A 25,370-nucleotide genomic window follows, 5' to 3' on the forward strand; every position below is an offset into this window, starting at 1 on the left:
AAAAAAACTTTTGACAAGCAGGACAAGAAATGTCGATAGAGGAAAAATCTATAAAAAATATCTCCGGAAAATCCCGGAGATATTTTATTTAATTCGTGTAATTTTCTTTTACCACATTTGCGCACCTAGGACAAACTGTAGGGAATTCTTCCACTTTCCCAACTTCAGGGGTAACAACCCAACAACGTTCACATATTTCACCTTCAGCCTTCGTAACTACAATCGCAGCATGCTCAAGCTTAATCGCATTTTCAGGTGCCTGTTCATATTGGCCAACCACTTCAAAATCGGAAACAATAAATAGTTGGGCAAGGTCCTCATTTATAGAATTGAGGAGCTCTTTCGCTGTTTCATTTACATAAAGAGCTACTTTCGCAGTTAGTGATTTGCCAATTAATTTTTCATTACGAGCCTCCTCAAGTGCCTTGAGAACATCATCACGCACCTTTAAGAACTCATTCCATTTCGCTTCAAGATGATCCGCATTTGGTAAAACTTTTGCTTCAGGAATATCAGTTAATTGCACGCTCTCCTCTGTCACCGAAGGAATGAAAGACCATACTTCGTCAGCTGTATGAGGGAGAATTGGTGCAACAAGCTTAACGAGTACAAGTAAACATTCGTGTAAAACGGTCTGAATCGCCCGACGATCATGATGGTCAGCTGCTTCAATATAAAGAATATCCTTTGCAAAATCCAGGTAGAATGAACTTAAATCAAGTGTACAGAAATTATTTACTGCATGATAGACACCAGCAAATTCATAATTGTCATAGGAATTACGTACATGTTTATTTAGTTTATTCAACTTCACTAACATATATTGATCAACTTCACGTAAATTTTCAAATGACAATGCATCTGTTTCTGGATTGAAATCTGCAAGATTTCCAAGCAAGAACCTAAATGTATTCCGAATTTTCCTGTATACTTCTGCTACTTGTTTAAGGATTGGATCAGAAACGCGAACATCTGCCTGATAGTCAACAGATGCAACCCAAAGACGAAGAATATCAGCTCCAAGCTGATTCATAACCTTTGCAGGAATCACGACATTCCCAAGCGATTTACTCATCTTCCGACCATCCCCATCAAGGACAAACCCATGACTTAAGATCCCCTTATACGGTGCCTTACCAGTCACAGCGACTGCCGTTGATAACGAAGAGTTAAACCAACCACGATATTGGTCAGAACCTTCAAGGTAAAGATCAGCTGGCCGTTCTAAATCATCCCGTTCAACAAGGACGGCTTGATGGGATGAACCTGAATCAAACCACACATCCATAATATCTGTTTCTTTTGTAAACTGGCCATTCGGACTGCCAGGATGTGTAAAGCCTTCAGGGAGTATGTCCTTTGCCTCACGTTCAAACCAGATGTTTGAACCGTGTTCTCTAAACAGTTCAGAAACATGATTAATCGTTTCATCCGTGATAATTGGTTCACCATTTTCCGCATAGAAAACTGGAATCGGTACGCCCCAAGCACGTTGTCTTGAAATACACCAGTCACCACGATCACGGACCATATTATACAATCTTGTTTCTCCCCAAGCAGGGACAAATTTTGTATCATTAATCGCCTGTAAAAGATCATTTCGAAAATCTTTGATGGATGCAAACCATTGTGCCGTTGCTCTGAAAATAACCGGTTTCTTTGTTCTCCAGTCATGTGGGTAGGAGTGAGTCACGAAGGAAAGCTTTAATAATTTCCCTGCTTCCTGGAGTTTTTCGGTAATTGGCTTGTTCGCCTCATCATAAAATAACCCTTCAAACTCCTTCGCCTCAGCGGTCATATATCCTTTATCATCCACCGGACTTAAAACATCAAGACCATATTTTTTTCCGACGATGAAGTCGTCTTCCCCATGACCTGGTGCAGTATGAACGCATCCTGTACCAGCATCCGTTGTAACATGTTCCCCAAGCATGACGAGTGAATCTCTTCCGAACAATGGATGCTCTGCAATAATCTTGTCTAGGTCCTTCCCTTCAACTTTTTGGACAACCGTCGGATCTTCCCAACCAATCTCCTCAGTGACCGATTCAAGCAACGCTTCAGCGACTAAATATTTCTTTTCTGCTACTGAAACAACGACATACGTCAGTTCAGGGTGAACAGATATACCAAGGTTTGCTGGAAGAGTCCATGGAGTTGTTGTCCAAATAACCATTTCGATGTCATCGGTTAACACACTGTTCCCATTTTTCACCTTAAACCCAACGTAAATCGATGGTGAACGTTTGTCTTGGTATTCAATTTCTGCTTCAGCCAAAGCTGATTCACTAGAAGGCGACCAATAAACAGGTTTTAACCCTTTGTAGATATAGCCCTTTTTAGCCATTTCGCCAAATACTTTGATTTGCTGCGCTTCATATGCTGGCTTTAATGTAATATAAGGATTCTCCCATTCCCCGCGAACACCAAGTCGCTTAAATTGGGAACGCTGATTATCAATTTGTTCATAAGCATATTCTTCGCAGAGCTTACGGAATTCTGCAACTGTCATTTCCTTCCGTTTTACACCCTTATTTGTAAGTGCTTGTTCGATTGGTAGACCGTGCGTGTCCCATCCAGGTACATACGGAGAAGAATAGCCACTCATTGATTTATATCGAACAATCATATCTTTTAAAATTTTATTTAAAGCATGACCTATATGAATATCACCATTCGCGTATGGCGGTCCATCGTGTAAAATAAATTTCGGGCGTCCTTCCGTACGTTTCTGTACTTTTTCATAAATATTAAGCTGTTCCCATTTATCTTGAACTTCCGGCTCACGCTTCGGTAAATTTCCTCGCATTGGGAACTCTGTCTTCGGCATTAACAGCGTATCTTTAAAATCCATTCTTGTTCCTCCTTTTTCAACTTTCCTACTAACATGATCTATACAAAAAAAACCTTCTCATCCCTAGTAAAGGGACGAGAAGGTTTTCCCGCGGTACCACCCTAATAGACATATGCATTAGCTTTGATGTCCTCTTAGCATTCTTAACGCGAATGACTCGCCTACGCTTAATAATCAATAAGGATGTTCAGCTCAGAACTTAAGGGTGATTTTCGGATTTCTCGTTCATCTCGGGCTTTCACCATCCCCGATTCGCTATTTGTGTGAACATTTGAAAAATCTTACTGTCCCTATCATCGTTTCAATCATGTTTACCATTTATGAAATTATATGATAATTAATATAAGAGCGTCAAGTCAGTGAGTCCTCTTCTTCTTGAATGGCTGATTTTAATTCAGTGGAATCAAGTTGATATTCTAGTAAATGGTCCCAATCATCATTATTTAGCATATCGAGCTGTGCCTCAATCAACATTCTAAACCGAGTTCGGAATACTTTCGATTGTTTTTTCAATTCCTCAATTTCTAAAGCAATTTTACGCGCTTTAGAAAGTGACTCATTGATGATCCGGTCAGCATTTTTTTCCGCTTCTTTAATAATCAGCTTCGCTTCTTTTTGAGCATTTCTTTTTACATCTTCTCCTGCCTCTTGAGCGATGATAATTGATTTATTCAGTGTTTCTTCAATTGTCGTAAAATGTCCTAATCGAGAGTCCAGATCATTCAGCTTCTCTTCAAGTTCTTTCTTTTCTCGGATAATCATTTCATAATCCTTGATGACCTGGTCGAGAAATTCATTGACCTCATCCTCATCATATCCACGGAATCCTTTACTAAACTCTTTATTATGTATGTCTAACGGCGTTAAAGGCATAGCGCCACCTCCTATTAAGTTTAATGATGATATGTATACGGATAGATTCGACAAGAACCTCTAATATCCTGCTATTTTCTACTATATCTTTATTTTTGTCTCCCGGCAATAACACGCCATTTTTCTTTTTTTGTTTTACCTTCAATGGTCACTATTTTCGCTCGCCCATGGCCACGAACCGATAAGGTATCCCCTTCTCCGCATTCAAAAGCAACATTTTCAATACTCGTCCAATTCACCTTAACTCCACCATGTTGAATATAGGTTTGTGCTTTCTGTCGCGAAACATTATAAATCGCCGAGAGAAGTGTATCTAATCGTAATGACGATACAGTAACCGATATCTCACGCCAAGTTTCCTCTGGTTTTATAGCCTCAATTAAAGGAACCTCTTTCAATGTAATCCCAGCACGGCCGACACGGTCAAGCTGAAGCCGAACATAATCAGATATTTCTGCTGCTGCAAAAAATTGAATGCGATCACCATTTATCCATATATCGCCAAACTTTCCTCGCTTTAATCCGAGCGACATTAAGCTTCCCAAGACTTGTCTATGTTCAATCGAAACAAATTTTTTTGCATAATCTAATTCAAACAGGCTTACTTGAAAATCCTCTTGAACAGGTTCCATATATTCAGGAAATAACAGTGCTCTTTGCCGTTCCGTATATTCGCTGCCGCCAAAAAAAGACCATTTCACATCGGAATGGTTGCCAATAATCGTCTTTACAATTAGCTGTTCACGTGGATCAAGAAAATCTGTTAACTTTGAGGCATATGAATACTCAACATCGTGTTTCCATCCAATCACTTGATCAATAAATTCCCGTTCCTCAGAACGAAAATGTTGATATAGATTCATTTCTTTAAACTCCTTATAGTTACGATGAAAAAAAGGGCCTTGTTAAAGACCCTGTAAACATCGGAATTAGAACCAACCAAACAATTGAATAAGTCCACTTGTAGCGAAACGCAAAACTAAAAAGGCAACGATTGGAGAAATATCAATCATCCCTAACGGCGGAATGATCTTTCTGAATGGCTCAAGATAAGGCTCGCAAATCCGCGCAAGGAATTGCCCAATCGCACTTTCTCTTGCGTTAGGAAACCAAGACATAAAAATATAAATGATTAATCCCCATTGATATAATGTAATTAATTGAACTAATACCGCTAACAAAAAATCCATTAAACCCTACCACCTCGACTCTTGTAAATCTCGTTCTTGCATGAGCTCCGAAATATTCCCTGAAACTTCTACATTATCTGGTGTACATAAAATAATATTTGAGCCTATTTTTTGTATATCTCCTTGGATTGCGTAGACTGTGCCACTAAGGAAATCAACAATTCTTTTTGCTTGATCCTGCTCAATCCTTTGAAGATTCACGACGACAGCCCGTCTGTTTTTTAAATGATCAGCAATATCTTGGGCTTCTGCATACACCCTAGGTTCCATTAAGATAACTTTTGATGACTTTTGAACACTTTGAAGGCTGACAACATTTTGTTTCTGCACTGGTTGTTTTGTCTGATTCACTGGTTCATTTACTTCATTGATGCTTTCTTCTTCTTTGTTATCGTACTCTTCATCAAGAAAGAAAAATGTTTTAATTTTTGACTTCAGACTCATTCTCCTGTACCTCCGATTCTTCACCTACCAGTGCGGTGCCGATTCTCACCATGGTAGCTCCTTCTTCTACGGCAATTCGATAATCATTAGACATTCCCATCGAAAGCTCTCGACAAGGTGCGTAATCAAGAGCCAATTGCTGAACTTCTTGCTGAAGAACTTTCAACTTACGGAAACATTCTCTCAATACATTTTCATTCTCTGTATATGGAGCCATTGTCATGAGACCCTCTACTTGGATGTTCGGAAATTGTTTTAACTGCTGGATAAAATCCAAAACAGCAACAGGCTGAAGTCCATGTTTCGATTCCTCACCAGAAACATTTACTTGCACCAAACATTTTACCACACCACTTGCCCGTTTGTTTACCTCTTTTGCTAATGACAGTCTGTCCAAAGAATGAAGATAAGTAATTTTATCGATTACATTTTTCACCTTACGCGTTTGTAAAGTTCCTATGTAATGCCAAACAGGCTTGTCTCCGAGATGTTCCCACTTATTTAAAAATCCATCATCTCGATTCTCCCCTAGGTGAACAACTCCCGCTTCAACTGCTTCTTCCGTTCTTTTTACACTAACATATTTCGTCACTGCGATGACTTTCACTTCGTCTAGATTCCGATTGGTGATTTTACATGCATCTGCAATGATTGATTTTACTTTTTCAAGATTATCCTTCACTCGCATTTATGGATGAAGCACCTCCTTCCAACCAATAAAAGCGATCATACGGCCTGTTTTCCCATCGTCTCTTCGGTGAGAATAAAAATAGTTATGATTACAACTCGTACAATAGCTTGTTTCTAAAATATTCGTTTCTGCTAATCCGGAACGAACGAGAATTTGTTTGTTTAGTTTCTTTAAATCAAGCGAATACTGACCTTGATTAATTTGATTATAGGGCTTTTTTTCGACACCTTCTAGTACTTTTTCTACTAATGTAACGACCCTATCATCTACAATATAACATTTTTTACATATAGATGGACCAATTACGGCAAAAATATCTTTTGGATTACTCCCATTTTGGACAAAAAGAGACATCATTTCCCCGGCAATACCATGGACACTTCCCTTCCATCCTGCATGAGCCAATCCAATATAGCCATTTTCTTTATCTAAAAAATAAAGCGGTACGCAATCAGCAAAACAGAGTGTCAGAAGTACACCCTTTTCGTTCGTAAAAAACCCATCTGTACGTCGAAAGGCAGTTGTATATGACTCAGCACCTTTTCCTTGGTGAAATCTTTTTATTTTTTGAATCGAGATATCATGCGTCTGTTCAGCTCCCACCCACTGAGCAAGCGGAAATTGAATCTTTTCAGAAAACAACGATCGATTGTGGCGAACATCGTCCTCATCGTCTCCAACATGAAAGCCAAAATTCAATCGAGAAAAATCACCAATGCTCTTTCCGCCCACTTTTGTTGAAAACCCAACAACAAGGTCTGGGTTCTCTTCCTCCCAAGGTTGAATGGCAAAATACTCTTTACTTTCTAACTTAAATGGTTCCATTGCTACCTCTTTCAATTAATTTATAGTGTAGCATACCAGATTTATATGATTTAATCAAAAATTCTAATTTACGTCATTGATTTCGCCATATCCTTTGTAACGAACAAGGATGACGTCCTCGCCAATTTTTAAAATATTAGCCCAGGGGATAACCACTTCTTCATCCTTCCCAAAGAAACCCATCATTCTTCCGCCCCCACCAATGACGATCGATTCAATTTTTCCTGTGTCTAAATTAATATCAATGTCGTCGATATTACCTAGTTTTTTCCCGTCCGCTATATTTACAACATCCTTTATTTGAAACTCCGAAACTTTTAGCATCGCTATTCCTCCCCGCCATCTCTTATTACAATATATGAGCGCAAGTGAAGCATTCATGCTTATTACAAATAAAAAGCTGCCCAAGGAGGACAGCTTTTTTATTTCTTAAAAGAGTACATATTAGTTCTGAATATTTTTATTCATTTGTTTAATAGCCGCTTTTTCAAGTCGTGAAACTTGAGCTTGTGAAATCCCAATTTCTTCAGCAACTTCCATTTGCGTTTTCCCTTGAAAGAATCGTTTTCTTAGAATGAGTTTTTCTCGTTCATTTAAGCGGCGCATCCCTTCCTTTAAGGCGATTTCTTCAATCCAGTTTATATCTTTATTTCGTTCATCGCTCAATTGATCCATCACATAAATTGGATCGCCTCCATCATTATAAATCGGCTCAAAAAGCGATACTGGATCTTGAATGGCATCTAAAGCAAAAACAATTTCTTCATGTGGGACGTCAAGTACTTTAGAAATTTCCTCGGCTGTTGGCTCCCTTAACCTCTCACTCATCAGCTTTTCTCGTACTTGTAAAGCTTTGTAGGCAATATCTCGAAGGGAGCGTGAAACCCTAATTGGATTGTTGTCCCTTAGATATCTTCTGATTTCCCCAATAATCATTGGAACAGCATAAGTTGAAAACTTAACGTTTTGACTTAAATCGAAATTATCAATTGATTTCATAAGTCCGATACAGCCCACCTGAAATAGATCGTCTACAAATTCACCACGGTTGTTAAAGCGCTGTATGACACTCAACACTAGCCGTAGGTTTCCATTCACTAGCTTCTCCCTTGCTGTTAAATCACCATCTTGCATTCGTTTGAAAAGTTCTCTCATTTCTTCGTTTTTCAAAACTGGCAACTTTGAAGTATCCACACCGCAAATTTCTACTTTGTTTCGAGTCAATCTCTTTCCCTCCTTACAGGAGTTGCTGTACAAAATTCAGTATCTCCGCAGGAAGGAAAAATATGCATATTTCAAAAGGTGGAAATTACCTAAATGGCTTAACGAATCCGATTATCCTTTGTCATTGCTGACTCTTAAAGCAGGAAATTTTTTTTAAACCATTTTATTAAATTCTTTGCGCAAGCGTTTTATGATTCTTTTTTCTAATCTAGAAATATACGACTGTGAAATCCCTAACATATCTGCGACATCTTTTTGGGTTTTCTCCTCTCCGCTTCCCAGTCCAAAACGCAATTCCATTATTTGTTTTTCCCTGTCCGAAAGCTGCTCTAATGCTTTAAGTAAAAGTTTTTTATCGACATTGGATTCCAAGTCTTTTGTAATGATATCATCATCTGTTCCTAATACATCTGAAAGGAGCAATTCATTACCATCCCAGTCAATATTAAGAGGTTCATCGAATGAAACTTCCGAACGAATCTTATTATTTCTCCTTAAATACATTAAAATCTCATTTTCTATACACCTGGAAGCATATGTAGCAAGCTTAATCTTTTTCTCTGGATTGAAGGTATTCACTGCTTTAATCAAGCCAATCGTACCAATTGAAATCAGATCTTCAATATTGATTCCAGTGTTCTCAAATTTCCTTGCAATGTATACGACTAATCGCAAGTTTCTTTCAATGAGAATCGACCTAGCCGCTTTATCTCCATTCGGCAGTTTTTTTAACAGCATTTCTTCTTCTTCTTTGTTTAGAGGAGGAGGGAGTGCTTCGCTACCACCGATATAATATATTTCATCTGTTTTTAGCCCTAGCTTGTGCAATAATTTATACCAGTAATAGGATAAGCGCAGCCGTAAACTTTTCATCATTTGTCCTCCTTCTAATTTATGTTTTTTTGAGTATAGTATTATTAACTAACTTTTTCACCAGCATTTTTAGTCACTTTGCCTGTAAGCATTTTCGGATGGACAATACACTCAAAACGATTTTCCGAAGAAAGCTGTTGAGTGGTAAAACAGACCAATCCTTTTTCTACATGATATGTTTTCTCATTTTGAATAATTTTCAGTGAATCTGGCTTAAATGCGATACTTAGTTGATGTTCTTGTCCGACCACATTGAATGGAATGACCTTCATCCTATTTTCATATTGGGAGGGTACCAAAGTCTCACCGGTAAGAATTCCTTCTGGATTTTCCGCTATCTCCTTTAACTCTAACGGAAAATCATTTTCTACCGCTTTAATAGATACAATCATCACCGGAGTCCGAGAAATTGGATCATACAACTGATTCCCACTATCAATCAACCCTTTGAAGGTTAAATTCAAGTCATCTAATACAATATTCACTATCACAGTCTGATCGTACTGTATCTTCGTCATTTCAATTTGTGCTAAGCTCTGTTTGGAAAAATGCCATGCAAGCGGAAAACCTAAAAGAACAAACAACCAACTAATTGGATCTCCAAATCCTTTCATGTTCGCCAATGCAACCGAAGCTGACATATCAAGGTCAAATTGAATAAAATAATGAGCTCCTACTAAAGCACCACCAATTAAAAATGTCATCATATAAAATAACATTAAACATTTAAGAAAAAAGCGGAACCGTTTAAAACCAAAAACAACAAGGACCATTAAAACGGAAAAAGTTAATTTTGTTAAAGGATGTCCTGTATAATTCATTGGAGTAAAAGCTAGCAAAATTAATGAAGAGCCTATTAGCCCACCTAAAAAAATTCGCCAAAGACTTACCCTATACTTTAAAACGACAGCAGTTAAATAAAGCAGAAGCGCATCAAAAAATAGATTCAAAGCCCAAATTATATCAAGATAAACAATCACTTTCCCCCCTCCTAAAAACGCCTCTCATCCTTACTTCACCTGAGGTTTCCGTCACCTTGAACATGCTTTATCTATACAGTTCCTTTTCCTAAACTCAAAGATTAATTGTCAACTAAAACATATGTTGCTTGGCAGCCACAAACGGTTTTCTATTATTTATTCGCTTAAGAAAAAGTATATCTTATATGCCCTCTGGAAGTGTGTCACATTGTGTATACAAAATATCGGAAATTTCCACTTTTCCATTCGCATTTTGTCATATTTTCATCCCGTCCCAAGTTCGAAAATAAAAAAAAGTAAGCACAGACATTGCTGTGCTTACTTTTTTCACGGTAAATCTACCTTCTTCTATTTCTATTTCGTAAAAAGGTGGGAATATCTAATGTATCCTCCATTTGCTGTTGAGGCGGATTCGTTCGCTGCGGAATCTCCTGCTGAGTTTCTTCTCGTTTCGCTTCTCTCTTCATTTGGCCAACATTTGGCTTTGCCTGTCCGGCAAACGTTGGTCTAGAAGGCTTAGATTGTAACGGGATATCATTAAATCCAGTTGCAATTACAGTTACTACGATTTCATCCTTTAAATTATCATTTATTACTGATCCGAAAATCATATTTACTTCTTGATCTGATGCTGTAGCAACAATATCAGCAGCTTCTTGTACTTCATAAAGGCTTAAATTAGAACCACCTGTAATGTTCATTAGAACACCTTGGGCACCATCAATTGATGTTTCAAGTAATGGAGATGAAATGGCTTTCTTAGCTGCTTCCGCTGCACGATTTTCACCAGATGCAACCCCAATTCCCATCAATGCCGATCCTTTATTAGACATAATTGTTTTGACATCAGCAAAGTCAAGGTTAATTAATCCTGGGACAGCAATCAAGTCAGAAATACCTTGAACACCTTGTCTTAGAACGTTATCCGCTTCACGGAAAGCTTCTAGCATTGGTGTGCTTTTATCAACAATCTCAAGCAAGCGGTCATTAGGGATAACAATCAAAGTATCTACAGCCTCTTTCATTGACCCTATTCCACCTGCTGCTTGAGTAGCTCGTTTTCTTCCTTCAAAAGTAAACGGGCGTGTAACAACCCCAACAGTAAGTGCTCCGAGATCCCTAGCAATTTGAGCAATAACAGGAGCTGCACCAGTACCAGTACCACCGCCCATACCAGCAGTAACGAATACCATATCCGCTCCTTTTAACGCTTCTTCAATTTGCTCTTTACTTTCTTCTGCGGCTTTTTTCCCTACCTCTGGATTTGCACCTGCCCCTAATCCACGAGTTAATTTACCGCCAATTTGCATCTTAATTTCGGCTTTCGAAAGATTTAACGCTTGTGCATCCGTATTTACTGCGATGAACTCTACTCCTTGAACACCATGCTCAATCATACGGTTAACTGCATTATTTCCGCCGCCACCAACACCGATTACTTTTATCGTCGCAAGTGAATCTAAATTCGTATCAAACTCCAACATGACAAATCCTCCTAATTCGTCTAGATTCCGGTTAGCATTACATTACTCAAAAAAGTAGCCAAGAAATTTTTTCACTCTTGATGGTCCTTTTTCTTCCGGTTGTTTTTCCGGCTTGGTTTTTGGGTGCGGCTGTTTTTGGACTCGTTTTTCCTTATATTCCTGTTCAACGGCTAAGGTAGTTTCCACTTGTCTACCTTGTAGTTTTGCATTCTTATAAGCAAATTTAATTAAACCAACTGCAGTTGTGAACTGAGGTTCACGAACTCCGATGTAATCAGGTACAGCTAGTCTTACTCTACTTTGAAAAATATCCTGTGCCAGCTCTAAGACCCCTTGCATATTGGCAACACCGCCAGTAAGAACAAATCCACCTGGCAAGTCACGCACCTTCATTTTCCTTAACTCATCTTGAACTAATTCAAAAATTTCCTCAATACGGGCTTCAACTATGTCAGCAACTTCCAGTTGATTAAATTGCTGTTCTTGATTGCTCCCTATAATACCGACAGTAAATACCTCTTCCTCAGATGCATGATCATAAAAAGCATGTCCGTGTTTAATTTTAATTTTTTCGGCATCCTCTGTGGAAGTCCTTAGACCTATGGACAAATCCTTCGTCACATTTTCTCCACCTATGGGAATGACAGCTGTATCTGCTAACTGCCCATCCACAAACCAGCCAAGGGTAGTGGATCCTCCACCCATGTCAATAAGCACAACTCCCATATTCTTCTCGTCTTTGGAAAGAGCGAATGAACCGGTGGCGAGTGGTTGGAGAACAATTTCTAGTACCTCTAATCCAGCACGTTCTACACAGCGAAGAGTATTATGTAAGATTGTTTTTGAACCTGTTATAATTGTCCCTTCCATTTCCAGACGGACACCTATCATTCCACGTGGGTCACTAATTTCATCTAACCCATCAACAATAAACTGTCTAGGAATTACGTCAATAATTTCCCTTTCTGGTGGAACCGATACGACCTGTGCAGCATCGATGACTCTGGCAATATCTTCATTAGTAATTTCTCGGTTCGGACTAGAGACCGCTACCACTCCATGGCAAGGCTGAAGCGTAACATGATTGCCGGTTACCCCAACAATAACACGTTTTATTTCCATTCCTATCATTCTTTCAGCCTGTTCAACTGCCTGTTTAATAGAATGAACGGTTTCATCTATATCAACAATTGAACCTTTTCTTAATCCTTCAGACTTTACATTGCCAACGCCAATTATATTTAATGAATCAGAGACCATTTCGCCAATGATTACTTTTACACTGGATGTACCGATGTCAAGGCTGACATATATATCATTGCTGTTCATTCTATGGCACCTCCTTTAGTTTAGAACAACAAACCATTTATTTCCCACTGATTACATTATCCTTATTCGTCACATTTAGTTGATTCCCTTTAAAAATATCATTTTTTTTTCTATTTTTCACCACTAGATGTCCATTTTGTTAAAAGGATTCTTCGAATCACAGCAATATTTTGAAATAACCTTACACCAAAAGCAAAAACTGCTGCTAAATACAAGTCTACACCAAGATGAACCCCTAGAAAAGCTAAACTTGCAGCCAATAAAATATTAAAAAAGAATCCCGAAACAAATACTTTTTCATCATAAATATTTTGTAATTGCGCCCGGATTCCGCCAAACAATGTGTCTAATGCCGCGAGAATTGCTATTGATAAATAATTCGCATATTCTACCGGTATCCTAATATCAGTCAAAAAGCCAAAAATAACGCCTAAGACCAACCCCATTAATGGAAGCCACATTACTCGTCGCCCCCTACTTCAATTTCGACTGGCTCCATATACCTAACTCTAATTGTATCCTGATATGCTGGAATCTCGATATCCTCCTTAGGGTTTTCCAATTCAACATATAGATTATCAATAAAAAAATCATCAACAACCGACGACACTTTCATTCGATTATATAGCCTTTCTGCGTCGTCAATGTTCCCAGTAATGACTTTTATTTCAATTGGAAACCGGTTAAGCGAATGACCGTTGACTTTTGTTACACCAGCAATATCACGGATTACCGTTGTATTGATGATTCTCTGATCATCAATAGAAATATGAATCGCTCCATACATATTAAGTTGATTAATTAATCTTTGTAGTAGATAAGGCGAAACTGAACTAAAAGTGAGGTCTCTCCCATAGTCTGTCACGATCGGGTTTAAATGAAGAATAATGCCAGGGCCGTTAATATCCTTCAATCCAGCTTCACCCTTCAACTCTTCGATCGTTTCCTTAAGCAATTGTTCTTTACTATGTTGTCTCTCATCTTCATACTTATAGAGCTTGTCCTCATTTGCACGAATCTCGCGAAGCAACTCAGATTGAATTTCTTTCTCTGTCATTAAATCTTCACGAAGTTCCCAAGTATCACGGGTATCTCTTACTTCGGGTTCACTAACCGTTTGAAACTGAATGGCCAACATAAACCCTAAAATAATCGTCGTGACGGTTAAATAAATATTTTTTATATTGACCATCACATACACCTAACCTTATTCCTTATTCCAAATAATCTTTTAATCATCAAAGTAAATTATCTTCTCCCAATCACAGAGTCCATAATAACATCCTTTTTCTCCTGAAGCGAAAAAACAATTTGGTCATTAACTAATTGATCCTTTATTCCACCAGTGATATTTAATGCGGAAGCTAACACTTCTGAATCACCAATCGCTGTAATTTCAAAAGGAGCTGGATGTTGGTAGCCATCAACTGTGATAACAGGGCCATCACAAATAATATATGAATGATTAGTAAGTCGCTGTCCGTTAATTGCAATCGCTACAGCACCCGAGATATACAATTCATTAATGACTTTAAAAACATGATGTTCATGAACAAGGTAGTTATTTATATTCGCTTCCTCAGGATTATAATCACCGTCAGATAATGTAACGGTTACTCCATCACCTTTGACCTTTACTTTTCCTAGAAACATCCGATATTTCTCTGCATCTTCTGCTAAATTAAAGTAAATTTGTGCTTCATTTGCTAATTCAGCTTCGTATTCCCTAACCTTTTCTTGTTTACTGTTTAACTCTTGGTGTAATTCACGATTTCTTTCTTGCACTAAATTCAATTGATTTCTCAAGTTTAATTTTTGTTCCCATTGACTATCTGTTATCAAATGGGGGGTCTGATCGTTTTGCGTGATTCGGAAAGAATACACAATCATAAATCCTAAAACTAGAAAAACAATAGACAAGATAATACGGTTACTCTTCATTTTTTTCTTCAAGTTCAATGCCTTCAGCTTCCTCTACTTCATGCGCTTTAAAATATGGGCCAACTTCTAAATCAATGACTCCTGTTTTTGTTAAATCTAATTGACTGATAATCGAGGGGTAAAGCTCCATTTTTTCACTAAAACTCCTAATCGTAGCATTTACTTCAAATCCATTATTCATATATAGAAGAATTCGATATAAATCGGTTTCAGACGGGTAATGGTGAATTTCAGAAATGGAGCTTAAAATATCATCAGATAAAGTCTCAAGGGAAGCAACCATCCCATCAAGAACTTCCCCCTCCTCAAATCCAAACAAGATTGGAGCATTTACTGGGATATCATCTGTTTGTCCGTTTTGGATAATTTCCCCATTTTCTAAAACTGGAAAGAATTTATTTTCTTGCGAGAGATAAGCTAATTTTTTAAACTCATTTACATAAATGTTTGCTGAATTCGGAAGACTGACTGATACTTCTGCCGTTTTAATTTCTGAAAGCTCTTCTAGCTTTGCTGCAGTTTCCTCTTTGTTTATTTTCCAAATATTCGTATCTGTTGTGATCCCGCTTCGGTCGATAATCACATCACTAGAAACCGTTTCATTGCCATTAACCAAAATCGTTCTCACTTTACTTAAAGGTGACTGGAAATACACGATACAAAGAATTAGGGTAAAAAAGAGCATGAGCATCATAATTAACCGCCTGTTTGCCTTTTTTCGCCTTTGTTCCTTCAATTTCGGAATTCTCTCTTCAATCGAAACAATCTTTCCGTTCTCCATCTCCAATCACCTCTTCCAAAGTAAAATCCCCTACTTGGTAGACCCATACATGTCCAAATGCAAGAACTTGTTTTACGGCTATTTTGTGTTAGAAAAGAGAGCGGGAAAAGTGAAAACAACGGCACGAAAAATCATGCCGTTTCTCGTCATTCGTCCAATTTTCTTTTTATATAATCTAATGAATAATTATACCACATTTTTACCAATTAGCTGATATTTTTCTTTTAATTTCGCCCAATAATTTCTACCTCTGTTTCCATCTCAATTCCATAAAGGGTTAGAATCGTCTTCTTAATATGTTCGATAAGATTCATTACATCCTTCGCCTTAGCATCGCCTGCGTTAACGATGAAATTCCCATGCATTTCAGAAATTTTTGCTCCACCAATTGAGAACCCCTTTAAACCAGCTCTTTCAACTAACTGTCCTGCATAATTAGGAAGAGGGTTTCTAAAAATACTCCCCGCACAAGGCGAATCCCAAGGCTGAGTTGTTTTCCGATATTCTTTATTTTTTTTCATCTCTTCAATAATTTGTTCTTTATCCCCAGGTTGTAATTGAAATAGTGCTTCTATAACAATGCCAGGTCTTTGCTTTTGTAGCACTGACGTTCGATAAGAGAATGCCATTTCTTCTATTGACAACCATTCCATTGTTCCGTCTTCAAAAAGAATATGGGCTTTTTTCAATACATTTGAAATATCTGATCCATGTGCTCCTGCGTTCATATAAACCGCACCACCAATAGAGCCTGGGATTCCACTGGCAAATTCCAAACCAGATAATCCTTTTCTCCCCATTGCCATTGCAAATGCAACTGTTGACGCCCCACTACCAACTAAAACCTCGGTACCGCCTAATTTTACATCGTTTAACCCTGCTCCTAGTTTTATGACAACCCCCTCAATCCCAGCATCGGATACGAGTAAATTTGATCCGCGACCAATAACCGTCCATTTCACCTTTTTTTCGTGAATCAATTCCATCACTTTTCTAAGATTATCAATCGACGAAGGCTCAATAAACAAGTCTGCTGGGCCACCTATTTTAAGGGTTGTATGACCGGCAAGAAGCTCTTTTTCTCTGACGGTGCCGATATTCATTTCTTCAAGCTTTCGAGCTAGTTCTTTCATGAGAATCTTCCTTTCCAGCTAAAACCGCTTTATTCCATTGTATGCTGTGCCGAGTGTCTGGGCTACTTAACAATTTCTTTGATTAATTGATTCATGCGATTAGCAGCATCTGGTATACCTAAGCTTTTTGCTGCAGATTTCATTTTCTCTAACTGATCATTATCTAATAAAATCGAATCAATGTGCTCAACTAATTTTGGTCCCGTCAAATCCCTCTCTAATAAAAGCAACGCTGCCTTTTGATTACTTAATGCAAGCGCATTTTTCTCCTGGTGATTATCTGTAACATAAGGACTAGGAATTAAAATACTAGGGATCCCCAATGAAGTTAATTCTGCAAGGGTTGTCGCGCCTGCACGAGCTACGGTTAAATCAATTCCTGCTAAAACTTCAGGCATATTATGAATAAACGGTTTAACGATGACATTTTCCGGATTTCCATTTAATTCGACTTCCTTTTTTACTTCCTCATAATGAACTTCACCGGTAACATACAACACTTGGTATGGTTTATTTCCTAATTCAGTTAAACTTTTCAGAACCGCTTCATTTATTGGTTTTGCTCCTCTACTACCGCCAAAAATGAGTACGGCTGGTTGATTGAGTTTCAAACCAACTGATCGTCTTCCTTTTACGCCGTCTTGGCCAATTACTTCTGAAGCACGTGGATTTCCAGTCATCACCACTTTTTCTTGTGGAAAATACTGCTTAGCTTCTTCAAAACATACGCCGATTCGATCTACATATTTACTTAAAAACTTATTAGTAAGACCAGGAATGCTGTTTTGCTCATGAATAATCGTTGGGATTCCTAACTTGGCAGCTGCATAAACTACTGGACCACAAACATAGCCACCCGTTCCTATAACCACATCCGCTTTAAAGTCTTTAAGAATCCGTTTACTATCTGTTACGCCCTTAAAAAATCGATAAACCGTTTTAATATTTTCAAAGCTTAATTTCCGTTTAAAGCCTGTAATATGTATTGATTTAAACGAAATGTTTTCTCTAGGGACAATTGTACTTTCTAACCCTTTTTTTGTCCCTATATATAGAAACTCTGCATGTTCATCTTTCTTTACAATTTCCCTTATTAAAGCTAGGGCCGGATAAATATGACCCCCGGTCCCCCCACCACTAACAACGATTCTCATCTTTCTCACCTCATTGTAGAGACTCCAATTTTTTCAGGTAGAAGGAGTAAGCTCTATCTATTTAGCTGCCTTCCGACTCTCCCTATTCTACTACATTCTATACATCTAGACAGATTTTAAAAAGATTGTTAAATAACTGTAACATAGCTCTAGTGTTAACTAGACGCCGGTTAAACACGGTATTATGAATAAAGAAAACTCGCCAATTGGCGAGTCTTATAGACGAAGACCCCCTGCATAACAGGGTCCATTTTATCACCTTTTTCGTTATTCAAAAAACCTTAATACCGTGAATATCGACTTATGTTCAAAAGAACACCTATCGCCATAAGCATTAATGTCAGTGAAGAGCCTCCGTAGCTTAAAAATGGAAGGGTAATTCCTGTAACAGGCATTAAACCAGTAACTACACCGATATTAATCATTACTTGAATCGCAACCATCGCGATAATACCTGTTGCCAGCAAACCACCATATAAATCAGGAGCACCAAAGGCAATTCTCATCCCTCTCCAAAGCAAAAGGGAAAATAACAAAAGGACAAAAGTACCTCCGATAAAACCTAATTCTTCAGCAATAATAGCGAAGATAAAATCCGTTTGTGGTTCTGGCAGATAAAAAAACTTTTGCCTACTTTCACCTAATCCTAACCCAAAAAGTCCTCCTGGCCCAATTGCATATAAGGATTGAATGATTTGAAAACCACTTCCGAGAGGGTCTTGCCATGGATCTAAAAATGAAGTAATCCTCTTCATTCGGTACGGTGCTGAAGCAATCAATGCGACAATCCCACCTAAACCGACAAGGCCTAATAGGGCGAAATGGCTTATTTTTGCACCTGCTACAAAAATCATCACAACACAAGTACCAACCATAACCATTCCTGTTCCAAAATCTGGTTGCAGCATAATCAAGCCAAACGCAGTAAAAACGAGTGCCAATGATGGCAAGAGACCATTTTTAAACGAGGTAATCATCTTTTGGTTTTCCGATAAAAATTTTGCTAAAAAGGCAATCATTGCTAGCTTCATGAACTCTGACGGTTGAATCGAAAAAGCCCCAACACCAATCCAGCTTCTAGAACCGTTACGAACATTCCCTATACCTGGAATAAGGACGAGTATAAGCAGGATAAAACAAACAATTAACAGTACTTTTGCCCAAGTTCTCCACGTCCAATAATCGACATTCATGATAAAGAACATTGCAATAATTCCAACACCTGCAAATAACATTTGACGTTTTGCAAAAAAGAAGGAATCGTCAAATTTATACTCGGCCCAAATCGCACTAGCACTGTAAACCATTGTTAATCCGATGGCGAGTAATGCAAATGTAGCAATTAAAAGAATGATATCAGGGGTAGTTTTTTTCGTTGGCAACAGAAACACCTCGGCTGTTTAGATTCGGGCCTGTACTTTTGCTTGCCAATCTATCCAGCTTAGGTAGCGGGTGATGGAGAAAATCTAAGACAAGCCCCTACTTAAGCTTATGCACCGCTTCGATGAACATGTCTCCCCTGACCTCAAAAGTTTTATATTGATCCCAACTTGCACAGGCAGGGGATAGCAGAATCACATCACCAGCATCAGAAAGATTGAATGCTTCCGGAACAGCTTTTTCAACATTATCGACACGGACAATCGTTTTTATTCCTGCTGCTTTTCCCGCCGCTTCAATCTTTGGAGCGGTTTGCCCAAACGTAATTAATGCTTTTACCCCTGTTAAAGCCGGGACAAGTTCATCGAAGGTATTTCCTCGATCTAATCCGCCTGCCAGAAGGATAACCGGCTTGTCAAATGCTGTTAGGGCTTTTTCCGTTGCAAGAATATTTGTTGCTTTGGAATCATTGTAGAATTTACGTCCTGATATCTCATCGACGTATTGGAGTCGATGTCGAACTCCAGTAAACCTTGTTAACACTCCAACAATCGCCTGCTTATCGACACCTGTTAACAAGGAAGCCGCAACAGCAGTGAGGATGTTTTCTAAATTATGAGTACCAGGCAAGGCTACATCATCAAGCTGAATAATCTTTTCCCTATTAAAAACAATCCAGCCATTTTCTACATAAGCACCATTATCTAAGATTGCCTTTGTAGAAAATGGGATGATTTGTGCTCGCGATTTCCGGGCAATTTCCATTGTTTTTTCTTGATCCGCATTGACAATAAGATAATCATTTTCATCTTGATTCTCTGTAATTTTCGCTTTAGCAAGATGATATTCATTAACCGACCCATGATAATCAATATGGGCTTCGTAAAGATTCGTTATGATTGCAATTTTCGGTTTAAAGTTTTTAACACCCATTAATTGAAATGAAGACAGTTCAATGACGATATGGTTATCATGACCTGCCTCCTGAGCCACGTCAGATGCTACGGTTCCGATATTTCCAGCGATTAACGGACGTCGCTCTCCAGCAGTTAAGATTTCAAAGATTAACGTAGTTGTAGTTGTTTTGCCATTTGTCCCAGTGATTCCAATTAACGGTGCTTCTGAAATTTGATAGGCAAGTTCCACTTCAGTAATCACAGGAATTCCATACTCGCCTGCTTTTAAAATCATTGGATTATCATAAGGAATTCCTGGGTTTTTAACGACTAATTCAAAGCCTTCATCGATTAACTCAACAGGGTGATCCCCACAGATAACTTTTATCCCTTGCTCTAGCAATTCCTGAGCAGCAGGATTTTCTGACAAAGGTTTTTTATCATTAACTGTAACAAAGGCGCCAAGTTTATGCAGGAGCTTAGCAGCGCTAGCTCCACTTTTAGCTAATCCTAGAACGAGTATTTTTTTATGCTGGTAAGTTTTCATCTGTTTCACTTATACCCACACCTCAATATAAATTCCAATAATGGCGAATAGTAAACCTACCGTCCAAAATGTCACAACAACACGCCATTCGGACCAACCCAATAGTTCGTAGTGATGATGAAGTGGACTCATTCTGAAAATTCGCTTTCCTGTCATTTTAAAAGAAAGAACTTGAAGAATGACAGACAAAGTTTCAATGACAAAAATACCGCCAATGATAAGGAGTAAAATTTCAAGCTTAGTTAAAATCGCGATTGTCGCAATCGCTCCACCTAAGGCGAGTGAACCGGTATCCCCCATAAATACTTTTGCAGGATGTGCATTAAAAACAAGAAATCCAAGTACGGCCCCAACAACAGCTACCGCAAAAATCGATATTTCAAACTGCGATTGGCTCCAGGCGAGCACAGCGAAAGTACCGAACGCAATCGCGGCCGTCCCTGAAACTAAGCCGTCTAGCCCATCCGTTAGATTAACAGCATTAGAGAAACCAACCATCCAAAAAATCACAAATAGCATATACATCCAACCAAGATCAAAAGAAATATCGGTTAACGGAATGGAAATCACAGTAGAAAAATCGCTTTGTTTAAAAATAAAATAAAAAATAACCGAAATAATGATCTGCCCGATTAACTTTTGTTTAGAAGTTAACCCTAAGTTTCGCTTCATAACTACTTTAATAAAATCATCAATAAATCCTAATAAACCGAAACCGAGTGTCACAAACAAGAGCAAAAATGTTTCAACTGTTAGCGCAGAAAATTTCTGCGTCATAATCAATGTCGTTAATACAATCGATAACAGAATCATAATCCCGCCCATTGTAGGAGTCCCTGTTTTCTTTTTATGTGACTCTGGCCCTTCATCACGGATACTTTGACCGAATTTAAGCCGTCTTAGGAACGGAATAAACACTGGAGATAAGACAACAGTAATCAAAAAACTCATTAATATCGTAAAAAGTATGACTTGCTCCAGCATTTTATTCCCTCCTTTTTCGCATTTTGATCCATTCCACTGATGATTTCATTGTGAAACTCCCCATAACCCAAATAAATACTATGTCTAATCGTCAATTGTAGATTTATGTTTTTGTCCATTACTTTATTCTATTTTTCCTTTCTCTTCTTTATTGCCTTTATGGCAATTTCTTTATCATCAAAATCGAGAATTTTATCACCAATTATTTGATATGTTTCATGACCTTTGCCGGCGATTAAAATAATATCCTCTTTTTCTGCTTGTTGAACAGCAAAATCGATTGCTTCTGCCCTGTCAGTTATTTTCTTATAGTGACTACCTTTTACCCCATCCTCCATATCGCGTAAAATCAGCTCTGGGTCCTCACTTCGTGGATTATCCGAAGTAAAAATGGGGTTCGTTGCATATTGACAAGCAATTTCCGCCATTAATGGCCGCTTTGTTGAGTCGCGGTCGCCACCACAACCAACTACAACAAAAATCCTTTTTTTAGCAAACTGTTGGATCGTTTTTAACACATTTTCTAGGCTATCAGGTGTATGAGCATAATCAACAATAACAGTATAGTCTTGGCCGGCATTAACTAACTCGAAACGGCCACGAACTCCTTTTACTGTCTCAAGCGAAGAAATGATTCGGTTAAGTGGAATCCCGGAAACTAAACAAGCGCCTACGCTGGCAAGAACATTATAAATGCTAAATTTGCCAATTAACTGCATGCTTAATTTTTCAATTCCAAATGGAGTGACAAGGTCAAAAGTTGTACCACTAGCAGTCATTTGAATATTTTTCGCCTGAAGATCTGCGTTATTGTCAATTCCATAGGTTAAAATATAAGCTACCGTATTTCTCTCGTATTCTTTACTAACTACATCATCTGCATTAAGGACCGCATACTTAGGTTTTTCATGATGAAAAACATTGCCCAACTGAGCAAACAGAAGACTTTTTGCTTTTTTATACTCTTCCATTGTTTGATGGTAATCTAAATGATCTTGTGTAAGATTCGTAAAAACGGCAATATCATAATCTGTCCCATGGACTCGGCCGTTTACAAGTGCATGCGAAGAAACCTCCATCACAGCTGTACGAACTTTTTCATCAACCATTTGTTTAAAGGTTTTTTGTAATGTAAGACTTTCGGGTGTTGTATTTTTCACTTCTAATTTCCTACTACCAATCATTGTATACATCGTCCCAATTAAGCCTGTCTTTTGACCTTCATCTGTAAAAACTTTTTCAATCAAATGGCTTGTTGTCGTTTTTCCATTTGTTCCGGTTACTCCAATCAGATGAAGCTTATGGCTTGGTTGTTCATAAAAAGCATCGGCTAAAATAGCCATCGCTCTCGTTGTATCTTTCACAACAATCACCGGTACATTTAAGGCCAATTCTTTTTCCGCAAGGACGGCAACTGCACCATTTTCAACAGCCGATTCAGCAAAGTCATGCCCGTCAACGGTGTATCCCTTAATACAAATAAACAGACTGCCTTGTGTTACTTTTCTATTATCATTTTCAATCGAAGTGATATCAGGATTTTCTCCTTTATAGGCAATAAAGGAATGCAAATATCCGAGTAGTTTATGTAGTTTCATTTACATCAGTTCCTCTCAATACAAACATAGCGATTTATATTTTACATGATTCATCGGAAATTAGCCATCATGTATTTAAAGTTTCGCTTTTCTAATCCTTACAAAAAATGGGCGACGAATTCAGTTTTTTCGCCGCCCAGTGTTTGTCCTCTCTTGATGACCAACTCTATTTTTCACCCATATAAATTCTGATTGTAGAACCTTCTTTGACCTTCGTTCCTGCTGATGGTGACTGTTTAACGACTTTCTTCCCTTCACCACTCACATCTATTTTTAAGTTTACCAACATTTGCCTAATTTCGACATTTGTTAACCCTAGAAGATCCGGAACTTCAACCATTGGCGTGTCTAACCAGGTAAGTTCTTTTTCAATTTGCTCCTTTCTAGGCTCGACTTCTAGTGCATGCAAACTGTCTTCCATAATTTTCCCAACAATTGGAGCAGCGACGACTCCTCCAAACTGTACCGTTCCTTTTGGGTTATCTACGGCAATGTAAACAACAATTTCAGGGTCATCTGCTGGCGCAAAACCGATAAATGAAACGATATAATTATTCTCTAAATATCTTCCGCCTTGCGCTTTTTGAGCAGTACCTGTTTTTCCACCTACTCTGTATGATTCAACAAACGCTCCTTTTCCAGACCCTTGAGCGACAACCGTTTCCAATGCATGACGAATATGTTTAGATGTTTCTTCTGAAATCACTTGTCTTTTCGCAACAGGAGATTTCTTCATAACAACTTTCCCAGTTGCTGGGTCAATTAATTCCTTGGCAATATAGGGAGTATAAAGTGTCCCACCGTTAACAGCAGCAGCAACAGCAGCCACTTGTTGAATAGGGGTAACAGAAACGCCTTGTCCGAAAGCGGTTGTCGCTTGTTCTACAGGGCCAACGCGATCTAATTTAAACAAAATTCCCCTTCCTTCTCCTTGTAGGTCAATTCCCGTTTTCTGGCCAAATCCAAAATCATATATATATTTAAATAGCGTTTCCTTGCCAAGTCTTTCTCCCAGTTCAACAAAACCAGGGTTACATGAATTTTGAACAACCTCTAAAAAACTTTGTGATCCGTGTCCACCAGACTTCCAACAATGGATTTTCGCCCCAGATACTTCAACATAGCCAGGATCGTGAAAATGGTCTTTTTCTAAGTCCACCTTCTCCTCTTCGAGCGCAGCAGCCAAGGTAATAATTTTAAATGTTGACCCAGGCTCATAAGCGCTCCAAATCGGAAGATTTCGATTGTATACTTCTGGTGACACATGTTGAAAATTGGCCGGATCAAAATTAGGTCTGCTCGACATCGCGAGAATTTCACCACTATTTGGGTCCATTGCAATCGCAATAATCCCATCTGGATTATATTTTGCCTCGGCAATATCTAATTCTCTTTCAACAATCGTTTGCACTTTACTATCAATGGTTAACTTCAGATCCAACCCATCTTTAGGTGGCTCATAATCATCCGCCATATCATCCATCCGTTGGCCTTTTGCATTCGCATAAAACTGAACAGATCCCTGCTCACCTTTTAATTCTTCATCATAGTACAACTCTAGCCCCATTAACCCTTGATTATCAACTCCCGCAAATCCTAAAACATGGGATAAATAATCCCCAAATGGATAGTGCCGCTTCGAGTCTTCTCCGATATAAATCCCTTTTAAATCTAGTGCTCGGACTTCTTTTGCCTTTTCATGCGAAATCTTCCTCGCTTCATTAATTCGAACAATCGATTCCTTTTTTGTGATATATTGGAATACCGTTTCTTTCTTTATATTTAGAACAGCTGCTAAACTTTCCGCCGTTTCAGCCGGATTTTCAATTTGTCGCGGGACGGCCCAAACGGTAGGTGCACTAATATTAGTTGCAAGCGCTACACCATTCCGGTCAATAATTTCTCCTCGCTTTGGCTCAAAAGGGATATTTCGACTCCATGAACTTTTTGCTCTATCTGTTAACCAATCGCCCATAATAAATTGAACATAGCCAAGGCGAACATCAATGATTAAGAATGTGAGCAGACCTACTACAAGAACTAAGGCCAACCTTTTTCTGACCGTAACATTTGAGACGCGCATCGAATGAACAAACCTCCCTTTCCCCCACATTCAGCCCCAATTTCAATCCGTATCTATTTGCTCATGTGGGGATTGCTCGTTCAAATATATGCTTGTACCCATTGCT

24 protein-coding genes and 1 other annotated feature are annotated in these 25,370 nt (G+C 38.4%); all 24 genes read right to left on the reverse strand.

Annotated elements, in window-relative coordinates:
• Positions 1-88: 88 nt before the first annotated feature.
• The 24 genes from ileS to GNT69_RS17385 all read right to left on the reverse strand — a co-directional run bounded on the left by ileS (position 89) and on the right by GNT69_RS17385 (position 25,264).
• On the reverse strand, positions 89-2,854 hold the full coding sequence (gene ileS / locus GNT69_RS17270; RefSeq protein ID WP_203556222.1) for an isoleucine--tRNA ligase: 2,766 nt from the start codon (positions 2,852-2,854) through the stop codon (positions 89-91).
• A gap of 67 nt (positions 2,855-2,921) precedes the next feature.
• Positions 2,922-3,160, reverse strand: a binding site (T-box leader).
• 45 nt (positions 3,161-3,205) lie between these two features.
• On the reverse strand, positions 3,206-3,727 hold the full coding sequence (locus tag GNT69_RS17275) for a DivIVA domain-containing protein (RefSeq protein ID WP_203556223.1): 522 nt from the start codon (positions 3,725-3,727) through the stop codon (positions 3,206-3,208).
• Positions 3,728-3,816: 89 nt separating this feature from the next.
• Positions 3,817-4,590 (reverse strand): YlmH family RNA-binding protein, encoded by a 774-nt coding sequence (locus GNT69_RS17280; RefSeq protein WP_203556224.1) that lies wholly within the window; start codon positions 4,588-4,590, stop codon positions 3,817-3,819.
• Between the two features lie 66 nt (positions 4,591-4,656).
• Positions 4,657-4,917, reverse strand: coding sequence for a YggT family protein (locus tag GNT69_RS17285; protein ID WP_203556225.1), 261 nt, complete (start codon positions 4,915-4,917; stop codon positions 4,657-4,659).
• Positions 4,918-4,923: 6 nt separating this feature from the next.
• Positions 4,924-5,361, reverse strand: coding sequence for a cell division protein SepF (locus GNT69_RS17290; RefSeq protein ID WP_203556226.1), 438 nt, complete (start codon positions 5,359-5,361; stop codon positions 4,924-4,926).
• The gene (locus GNT69_RS17295; RefSeq protein WP_203556227.1) at positions 5,339-6,049 is read right to left on the reverse strand and encodes a YggS family pyridoxal phosphate-dependent enzyme; all 711 of its coding nucleotides are present in this window, start codon (positions 6,047-6,049) and stop codon (positions 5,339-5,341) included. The genes GNT69_RS17290 and GNT69_RS17295 overlap by 23 nt, the downstream gene beginning before the upstream one ends.
• Positions 6,050-6,877 (reverse strand): peptidoglycan editing factor PgeF, encoded by an 828-nt coding sequence (gene pgeF / locus GNT69_RS17300; protein WP_203556228.1) that lies wholly within the window; start codon positions 6,875-6,877, stop codon positions 6,050-6,052.
• Between the two features lie 63 nt (positions 6,878-6,940).
• Positions 6,941-7,201, reverse strand: coding sequence for a YlmC/YmxH family sporulation protein (locus GNT69_RS17305; RefSeq protein ID WP_203556229.1), 261 nt, complete (start codon positions 7,199-7,201; stop codon positions 6,941-6,943).
• A gap of 120 nt (positions 7,202-7,321) precedes the next feature.
• Positions 7,322-8,101, reverse strand: a complete 780-nt coding sequence (gene sigG / locus GNT69_RS17310) for an RNA polymerase sporulation sigma factor SigG (RefSeq protein ID WP_203556230.1) — start codon at positions 8,099-8,101, stop codon at positions 7,322-7,324.
• A 153-nt stretch (positions 8,102-8,254) separates the two neighbouring features.
• Positions 8,255-8,974 (reverse strand): RNA polymerase sporulation sigma factor SigE, encoded by a 720-nt coding sequence (gene sigE / locus GNT69_RS17315; protein ID WP_203556303.1) that lies wholly within the window; start codon positions 8,972-8,974, stop codon positions 8,255-8,257.
• A 44-nt stretch (positions 8,975-9,018) separates the two neighbouring features.
• Entirely contained in the window at positions 9,019-9,954 is a 936-nt protein-coding gene (spoIIGA, locus tag GNT69_RS17320; RefSeq protein ID WP_203556231.1) for a sigma-E processing peptidase SpoIIGA, read from the reverse strand.
• Positions 9,955-10,292: 338 nt separating this feature from the next.
• A complete protein-coding gene (gene ftsZ, locus GNT69_RS17325) occupies positions 10,293-11,438 on the reverse strand; it encodes a cell division protein FtsZ (RefSeq protein ID WP_203556232.1) in 1,146 nt (381 codons plus the stop codon).
• A gap of 42 nt (positions 11,439-11,480) precedes the next feature.
• Positions 11,481-12,767: a cell division protein FtsA gene (gene ftsA, locus GNT69_RS17330; RefSeq protein WP_203556233.1), complete on the reverse strand. Its 1,287-nt coding sequence runs from the start codon at positions 12,765-12,767 to the stop codon at positions 11,481-11,483.
• Positions 12,768-12,877: 110 nt separating this feature from the next.
• Positions 12,878-13,228 (reverse strand): small basic family protein, encoded by a 351-nt coding sequence (locus GNT69_RS17335; protein WP_203556234.1) that lies wholly within the window; start codon positions 13,226-13,228, stop codon positions 12,878-12,880.
• Positions 13,228-13,959, reverse strand: a complete 732-nt coding sequence (locus GNT69_RS17340) for a DUF881 domain-containing protein (protein ID WP_203556235.1) — start codon at positions 13,957-13,959, stop codon at positions 13,228-13,230. Before GNT69_RS17340 ends, GNT69_RS17335 begins: the two co-directional genes overlap by 1 nt.
• Positions 13,960-14,015: 56 nt before the next feature.
• Positions 14,016-14,720 (reverse strand): DUF881 domain-containing protein, encoded by a 705-nt coding sequence (locus GNT69_RS17345; protein ID WP_239094315.1) that lies wholly within the window; start codon positions 14,718-14,720, stop codon positions 14,016-14,018.
• Complete coding sequence (locus tag GNT69_RS17350) at positions 14,698-15,489, reverse strand: cell division protein FtsQ/DivIB (RefSeq protein ID WP_203556236.1); 792 nt, start codon at positions 15,487-15,489, stop codon at positions 14,698-14,700. Before GNT69_RS17350 ends, GNT69_RS17345 begins: the two co-directional genes overlap by 23 nt.
• A gap of 224 nt (positions 15,490-15,713) precedes the next feature.
• Positions 15,714-16,622, reverse strand: coding sequence for a UDP-N-acetylmuramate dehydrogenase (gene murB, locus GNT69_RS17355; RefSeq protein ID WP_203556237.1), 909 nt, complete (start codon positions 16,620-16,622; stop codon positions 15,714-15,716).
• A gap of 62 nt (positions 16,623-16,684) precedes the next feature.
• Positions 16,685-17,776: an undecaprenyldiphospho-muramoylpentapeptide beta-N-acetylglucosaminyltransferase gene (murG, locus tag GNT69_RS17360; protein ID WP_203556238.1), complete on the reverse strand. Its 1,092-nt coding sequence runs from the start codon at positions 17,774-17,776 to the stop codon at positions 16,685-16,687.
• 281 nt (positions 17,777-18,057) lie between these two features.
• The gene (spoVE, locus tag GNT69_RS17365) at positions 18,058-19,158 is read right to left on the reverse strand and encodes a stage V sporulation protein E (protein WP_203556239.1); all 1,101 of its coding nucleotides are present in this window, start codon (positions 19,156-19,158) and stop codon (positions 18,058-18,060) included.
• A gap of 97 nt (positions 19,159-19,255) precedes the next feature.
• Entirely contained in the window at positions 19,256-20,599 is a 1,344-nt protein-coding gene (gene murD, locus GNT69_RS17370; RefSeq protein WP_239094316.1) for a UDP-N-acetylmuramoyl-L-alanine--D-glutamate ligase, read from the reverse strand.
• A gap of 9 nt (positions 20,600-20,608) precedes the next feature.
• Entirely contained in the window at positions 20,609-21,583 is a 975-nt protein-coding gene (gene mraY, locus GNT69_RS17375; protein WP_203556241.1) for a phospho-N-acetylmuramoyl-pentapeptide-transferase, read from the reverse strand.
• Positions 21,584-21,711: 128 nt separating this feature from the next.
• Positions 21,712-23,181, reverse strand: coding sequence for a UDP-N-acetylmuramoyl-L-alanyl-D-glutamate--2,6-diaminopimelate ligase (locus tag GNT69_RS17380; RefSeq protein WP_203556242.1), 1,470 nt, complete (start codon positions 23,179-23,181; stop codon positions 21,712-21,714).
• 166 nt (positions 23,182-23,347) lie between these two features.
• Positions 23,348-25,264 (reverse strand): stage V sporulation protein D, encoded by a 1,917-nt coding sequence (locus GNT69_RS17385; protein WP_203556243.1) that lies wholly within the window; start codon positions 25,262-25,264, stop codon positions 23,348-23,350.
• Positions 25,265-25,370: the final 106 nt, after the last annotated feature.

The organism is Bacillus sp. B15-48, assembly GCF_016879755.1.
Taxonomy (GTDB): domain Bacteria; phylum Bacillota; class Bacilli; order Bacillales; family Cytobacillaceae; genus Mesobacillus_B.